Source organism: Kitasatospora sp. NPDC015120 (assembly GCF_043080305.1).
Classification (GTDB): Bacteria; Actinomycetota; Actinomycetes; order Streptomycetales; family Streptomycetaceae; genus Kitasatospora.
Genome location: NZ_JBIBVJ010000003.1, coordinates 1 through 6171 on the forward strand (window position 1 = coordinate 1; position 6171 = coordinate 6171).

Annotated in this window: 5 protein-coding genes; 3 read left to right on the top strand and 2 right to left on the bottom strand. The window is 74.8% G+C overall.

What is annotated here, in order from left to right; all coding sequences use genetic code 11:
- Positions 1-212: 212 nt before the first annotated feature.
- The gene (locus ACF1AK_RS08825) at positions 213-1259 is read right to left on the bottom strand and encodes a substrate-binding domain-containing protein (RefSeq protein ID WP_391498052.1); all 1047 of its coding nucleotides are present in this window, start codon (positions 1257-1259) and stop codon (positions 213-215) included.
- 269 nt (positions 1260-1528) lie between these two features.
- Here ACF1AK_RS08825 and ACF1AK_RS08830 point away from each other — a divergent pair, with 269 nt between their 5' ends.
- Positions 1529-2215, top strand: a complete 687-nt coding sequence (locus ACF1AK_RS08830) for a TetR/AcrR family transcriptional regulator (protein WP_391498053.1) — start codon at positions 1529-1531, stop codon at positions 2213-2215.
- Between the two features lie 131 nt (positions 2216-2346).
- Positions 2347-2937 carry a universal stress protein gene (locus ACF1AK_RS08835; protein ID WP_391498054.1) on the top strand — a complete coding sequence of 197 codons (591 nt, stop codon included), beginning with the start codon at positions 2347-2349 and terminating at the stop codon, positions 2935-2937.
- A 418-nt stretch (positions 2938-3355) separates the two neighbouring features.
- Here the strand turns inward: ACF1AK_RS08835 and ACF1AK_RS08840 are convergent, their stop codons facing one another.
- Positions 3356-4186, bottom strand: coding sequence for an IclR family transcriptional regulator (locus tag ACF1AK_RS08840; RefSeq protein WP_380287809.1), 831 nt, complete (start codon positions 4184-4186; stop codon positions 3356-3358).
- A 342-nt stretch (positions 4187-4528) separates the two neighbouring features.
- Between ACF1AK_RS08840 and ACF1AK_RS08845 the strand changes: the two genes are divergently transcribed.
- Positions 4529-5839 (top strand): extracellular solute-binding protein, encoded by a 1311-nt coding sequence (locus tag ACF1AK_RS08845; protein WP_391498055.1) that lies wholly within the window; start codon positions 4529-4531, stop codon positions 5837-5839.
- The last annotated feature ends 332 nt before the right edge of the window (positions 5840-6171 follow it).

Consider the following 6171-nt stretch of genomic DNA (forward strand, 5'->3'; position numbering starts at 1 on the left):
CCCTGGGGCCGGCCCGGGGGTCGTCGCGTCCGGGGGGGCGGGCGTATCGCTCCCCGCCCCCGCCGCGCGGCGCCGGGGGCCGGGGGCCCCCCCCCGGGGGGGGGGGCCCCACGGCCCCGGGGACGCCCGGCGCGTGGAGGGCCTGCCGTCCGGACGACGCCCGGCCCCGGACGCGGCATGCGCCCGGGGCCGGTGACGGCGTCGGCGTCGGCTCAGGCGTGCGTCGTCGAGCCGCAGGCGGTCGGGGGCAGCGGCCGGAACCCGTGGGTGCGGATCGTGGGCGTGGACCGGCAGGCCCAGCCGGCCTTGCCGAAGATCGCGCGCAGCGCCTGGCCGCGGGTGTCCGGGCTGGTCCAGTCGGCCTCGCGCACGACGACGTAGAGCACGTGCCCGAAGGCCTGGGCATAGGCCGGCTCGATGGCGTCGTCGCCCGGGCGGAACGAGCTGATCCCGTTGATCCCGCGGGGCGTCAGGATGCCGGGCTCGTCGCCGGGACGGCCGGGACCGGCGTACCGCTGGCCGAGGTAGTGGCCGACGGAGTAGGGGACGAGCGCGTTGGGGTCGTGCAGGATCGCGTCCGTGCCCTGGTTCTCCCGCTCGACGACGGTCACGCAGGGGCCCGGCGCGTCGAAGGGGCCGACGCCCGTCAGGCCCACCATCCGGAGGAACGCCCAGCGGGTCTCCGAGGGGAGGGCGGGCAGCACCGGCCGGATCTCGGCGTCCGGCAGGTCCGGGCTGATGTCCCTCCAGTTGGTGCGGAGGCAGCTGAAGATGCGCTTCAGCTCATCGGCGGGGAGATCCGCCGGAGCGTTGCCGCCGGCCGGGGCCGCCCAGCCCACCGCGTCCTTCGCCAGGGCGACGAAGAGGTCGTTGACGGGGTCGCCGGGCTCCGGGCCCCGGCTGCTGCGCGCGAAGTCGACGGTGGCGCCGGTGGTGGCGGTGAGCGTGTTGATCCCGCTGTTCGAGCTGTAGGGGCGGGGGACCGGGGTCGCGCCGGCCTTGGGCGTGAGGGGCGAGCTCCCCGTGGAGTCCCAGCTGTGGAGGCGGGGCGAGGTGGTGTCCCCGGCGGGGAGCGAGGCGTTGTACTCGGCGGCGAACCGGCCGATCAGCTGTTCCGTGAGCGCCGACCCCGTGCCGACGACGTCGATCGCGGCGGGCTGGTACGGCGGGTCGGCGGGCGCGGGCGTAACGACGGCGAGCGCCAGGGTGGAGGCGAGGGCGAGGGCCGAGGCGGCCCGGGCGGTGAGGCGGAGCAGCATGTGAACTCCCTTGCGGGTGAGGGCGGACGGTCGCACCACGGGCATCCTCGGCCCGCCGCCCCCGCCCCCGGAAGGGCCCGCGAATCCCGCGGACGCGACCCCCGCAGGTCACCCCCGCCGACCGGACGCTCCGCCCACCGCCTGTTCTTCCACCGGTGGCCCCCCGGCCACCCTCCCTCCCACGCCCGGCTGCACCGGCGGCCGCGGGCCGGCGCAGGGCCCCGGTGCTTCCGTCCGGGAACGAACGCCCGGGTTGCTAGGGTCGGGGCATGGCACTGAGCAGAACGGGCGGCGGACCGAACCCCCCGGGGCGGTTGCGGCGCGACGCGCAGCGCAACCGCGATCTGCTGCTCGCCACCGCCCGCACGCTGTTCGCCGACCACGGGCTGGACGTGCCGCTCGACCAGATCGCCAAGGAGGCGGGCGTCGGCAACGCCACCCTCTACCGGCACTTCCCGACCCGCGAGGCACTGATCGGCGAGGTCTTCGCGGACGCCGCCCACCTGCTGGACGAGGCCGGCGCCGAGGCGCTGGCCACCGAGGACGCCTGGAGCGCGATCGAGCACTACTTCGCGCGGATCTTCGAACTGGTCGCCGCCGACCGGGGCATCAACGACCTGGTCACCCAGGCCATCCCGACCGTCCCCGGGATGACCGGGATCAGCCGGCGCAACGCCGCGACGGTCGGCGCGCTCGTCGCCCGCGCGCAGGAGCAGGGCACCATGCGCGCCGACGTGGTCACCATGGACCTGCTGTTCATGCTCGGCCCGCTGTGCCGCGCCCTGCCCGCCGCCGTCGACCTGCGCCCCGACCTGTGGCGCCGCCACCTCGCCCTGCTGCTCGACGGCTTCCGCACCCGGGCCGCCCACCCGCTGCCCGTCCCGCCGATCGGCGAGGAGCACCTCGACCGGATGTTCGCCGACCTCTGGGAGGCCGACGGGCCGGGCACGGCGTAGGGCGCGTCAGGAACCCGTACGGACCGGCCCCGCCCGCGTCAGGGCTCCGTCAACGCACCGCCCGTCCCCGCCTTCCCCGGCTTGGCTGGATCCGACGACACCGGCCACCACCCCCGAGGACGGACAGCACCATGGCGGACGAGCCGACCGAGCCGACCGAGCCGACAGACCTCCCCGGCCTCCCCGGCCGCCCCGGCGCACCCCGCGTCCCCGAGGACGACGGCCGCGGCCGCGTCGTCGTCGGCGTCAGCGGCTCGCTCGGCAGCCTCGCCGCCCTGCACCGCGCCGTCGCCGAGGCGCGGCGGCTGGACGCCGAGGTCCTCGCGGTGCACTGCTGGACCCCGGCCGGCGGCGAGTTCGGCTACCGCCGCTCGCCCTGCCCGCCGCTCCTCTCCGCCTGCCGCGACGCCGCCGCCGCCCGGCTGCGCGACGCCCTGGACCGGGCCTTCGGCGGCGCCTGGGCGGGCGTGCGGCTGCGCAGCATCGCCGTCCGCGGCGAGACCGGCCAGGCCCTGGTCCGCTGCGCCGACCGTCCGGACGACCTCCTCGTCCTCGGCGCCGGCAGCCGCGGCGCCCTCGCCCGCGCCCTGCGCCCCTCCGTCACCGCCTACTGCACCCGCCACGCCGGCTGCCCGGTCCTCGCCGTCCCCAAGCCGCCCCTCCAACGCGAACTGGAAGCCCTGCGGCGCCACCCCCGCACCCGCCTGACGGTCATCGCCTGACCGCCCCTCACCCCGGTCCGGGCACCCGTTCTGAGCTGGTAGTGTTCTTCCTGTCGCGAGGGAGATGATCTCTCGTCAGGCGTCAGTGGTGCTACCAGAGCACGTCCCACTTTCAGTGGGGAGAGTCCGTGCGACCCGGGCCTGGCGCTCCAAGGTCGAAGGGCCCGGTACCTGTCTCAGGTGCCGGGCCCTTCGGCGTGGGCGGGTGGGTGGTCGTCGGGGGTTTGCCCGTGGTTCGGGCACGTGTTCCGGGCTGGTAGTGTTCTTCCTGTCGCGAGGGAGATGATTCCTCGTCAGGCGTCAGTGGTGCTACCAGAGCACGTCCCACTTTCAGTGGGGAGAGTCCGTGCGACCCGGGCCTGGCGCTCCAAGGCCGAGGGGCCCGGTACCTGTCTCAGGTACCGGGCCCTTCCGCATGTCATGGCACGGGGCGGTCGGAGCCGAGTTCGCGGGAGATGCGCAGGCCGACCTGGGCGACCACGGGGCCGAGGGCGCGGACGCGGGCGGCGGTCATCCGGGAGGTGAGGCCGGAGACCGAGAGGGCCGCGGTGACCTCGCCGGTGTGGTCGAAGATCGGGGCGGCGACGCAGCGGACCTCGGGTTCGTTCTCGCGGTCGTCGATGGAGTAGCCGCGGGCCCGGGTGCGGGCGAGGTCGGCGCGCAGGTGGGTCTCGTCGGAGATGGTCCAGGCGGTGACCGGGCGCAGGCCGGCGGCGACGACCTCGGCGACGGCCTCCTCGGGGAGCCAGGCCAGGATCGCCTTGCCGGTCGCGGTGCAGTAGGCGGGGGCGCGGCTGCCGACCCGGGAGGCCATCCGGACGTTGGTCTCGTCCTCGACCTTGTCGAGGTAGACGATGCCCGGGGCCTGCCAGACGGTGAGGTGGACGGTCTCGCCGGCCTCCCGCTGGAGGCGGCGCAGGTGCTCGGCGGCGACGCTGCGCAGGTCGAGGGTGGAGAGGTAGGCCTGGCCGAGGCGGAGCGAGCCGTGGCCGAGGCGGAACCAGCCGGTCTCCCGGTCGCGGTCCAGCAGGTGCTCGTCCAGCAGCGGGCCGGTGAGGCGCAGCACGGTGGACTTGTTGAGGTCGAGTGCCTCGGCGAGCTGGGCGAGCGGGACGCCGCGTCCGTCGCCGTGGTCGCGGACGTAGCCGAGGACGGACAGCGCCCGGCGCAGCGAGGAGGACTGGTTGCGCTCGCCCGCCGCCTTCTTCGGTTTCGCGGTGGTGGCCGCGCTGGCCGCCTGCTCCGTCATCGGTCCCGTTCCCCTCTCGTTCCGCCGCCGGACTGCGGCGGTTGTCGAACCGTACCGCTTCGAGACCCGACCGCCGCTTTTTCGATACAGCGTTGTGCAGTGCAAAACTTCGCGAACCGACTCTTGTTGGCCGCGAGCGCCCCCGCCTAACGTCCCTGGCATCGAGCAGGCGACGCAGCCCACCCGAGCGGTCGCACTGCCGTACCCACGTAGCACCACCCCCACATCCACGCGTTCTCGTACGCACCCACCCACCGGCCCCGGTCAGGGCCTGCTTCGACGCGCCCGTCCCCAGCGGCGCACGTCTCGGCGGCAGCTGTCGGGAGAGGAGGCTCCACACCCATGCGCAACGTCAGACGGACCACCGCGGCCGCCGTCCTCGCCGCCACCTGCCTCGCAGCCGCCGCCTGTTCGCCCGGTACCGCCGTACCGGCCGGCGAGAAGGCCGCCGACGACAGGACCGGCACGCTGCAGGTCTGGCTGTACAACGAGGCCGGCAACGCCGCGAAGGAGGCGGTGGTCAGCAAGGCGGTCGCCGAGTTCCAGGCCTCCCACCAGGGCGTCACCGTCAACGTCAGCTACATCGACACCGACGCCTCGGCCCGTGCCGCCAAGATGAAGGGCGCGTTCAACGACCCGAACAGCGCCCCGGACCTGGTCGAGTTCGGCAACACCGACCTGCCCGGCTACGTCGCGGCCGGCGGTCTCGCCGAGATCGGCGCCGACCTCGACAAGTGGAAGGACAAGGGCGACCTCGACCCGGCGATCGCCGCGACCGCCGTGCTCGACGGCAAGACCTACGGCCTGCCGTGGTGGGTCGGTGTGCGCGCGCTGTACTACCGCACCGACATGTTCACCGAGGCGGGCCTGGCCGCGCCGGCCTCCTACGCCGACCTGGTCGCCGCCACCGAGAAGATCCACGCCGCGCACCCCGACACCTTCGGCATCGCGGTCGGCGGCAAGTACACCTTCGGCGCGCTGCCCTTCGTCTGGGACGCGGGCGGCGACATCGCCGTCAAGGAGGGCGACAAGTTCAAGGCGGCGATCAACTCGCCCGCCTCGCAGGCCGGCCTCAAGCGCTACACCGACCTCTTCAACGACAACGGCTGCCCGGTCCAGCAGTGCGCCGACCTCACCGGCGGCAAGACCGTCGACCTGTTCGCGGCCGGCAAGGCGGCGATGGCGATCCTGCCCAACTCCAGCCGCAGCAAGGTGGACGCGGGCGCGGCCAAGGACAAGTACGCGGTGGTCCCGCTGCCGGGCGAGAAGGCCGGCTCGATCGCCCCGGCGTTCGCCGGCGGCAACAACCTCGGCGTGATGAAGGCGGCCAAGCACCGCACCCTGGCCGTGGAGTTCGCCGAGCTGCTGGCGAGCCCGGCGTACCAGGAGCAGATGTACGACGCCATGGGCAACCTGCCGACGCTGAAGTCGGTGAACACCAAGGTCGCCGCCAAGGACGCCTTCCTGAAGCCCTTCACCGACACCATCGCGGCCGGCACCAAGTTCGTGCCGCTGGACCAGGCGTGGGCGCAGATCGACGCGCAGTCCGTCATCCCGACGATGCTCCAGCAGGTCGTCACCGGCAAGGCCGACGTGGCCAAGGCCTCGGGCGACGCCGCCACCCAGATCACCTCGGCCTTCGCCGCCCACTGAGCCGCCGAGGCGGCAGCCGCCACTGAGCCCGGGCCGTCCGAGCGCCCGGGCCGTCCGAGAGCCCAGGCCGACACAGCCCAGGCCGGCTGAACCCGGGTCCGGTGGGTCCACGCCACCGGACCCGGGCCCACCGGGCATCCAGAGAGCAGGTCCCGTACGTGTCCGCACCCACCACGACCGCCCCGGCGGCGCCGCCTTCCCCGAGCGGGTGGCGCCGGGGCAGGGCGTCGGGCGCGCCCCCCCCCGGGCGCCGCCCCCCCCCCCGGGGGCGCCAGCGGGCCGCGGCGGGGCTAACTATAACGCCGGGGGCCAACCCCCACGCACCACGCGGC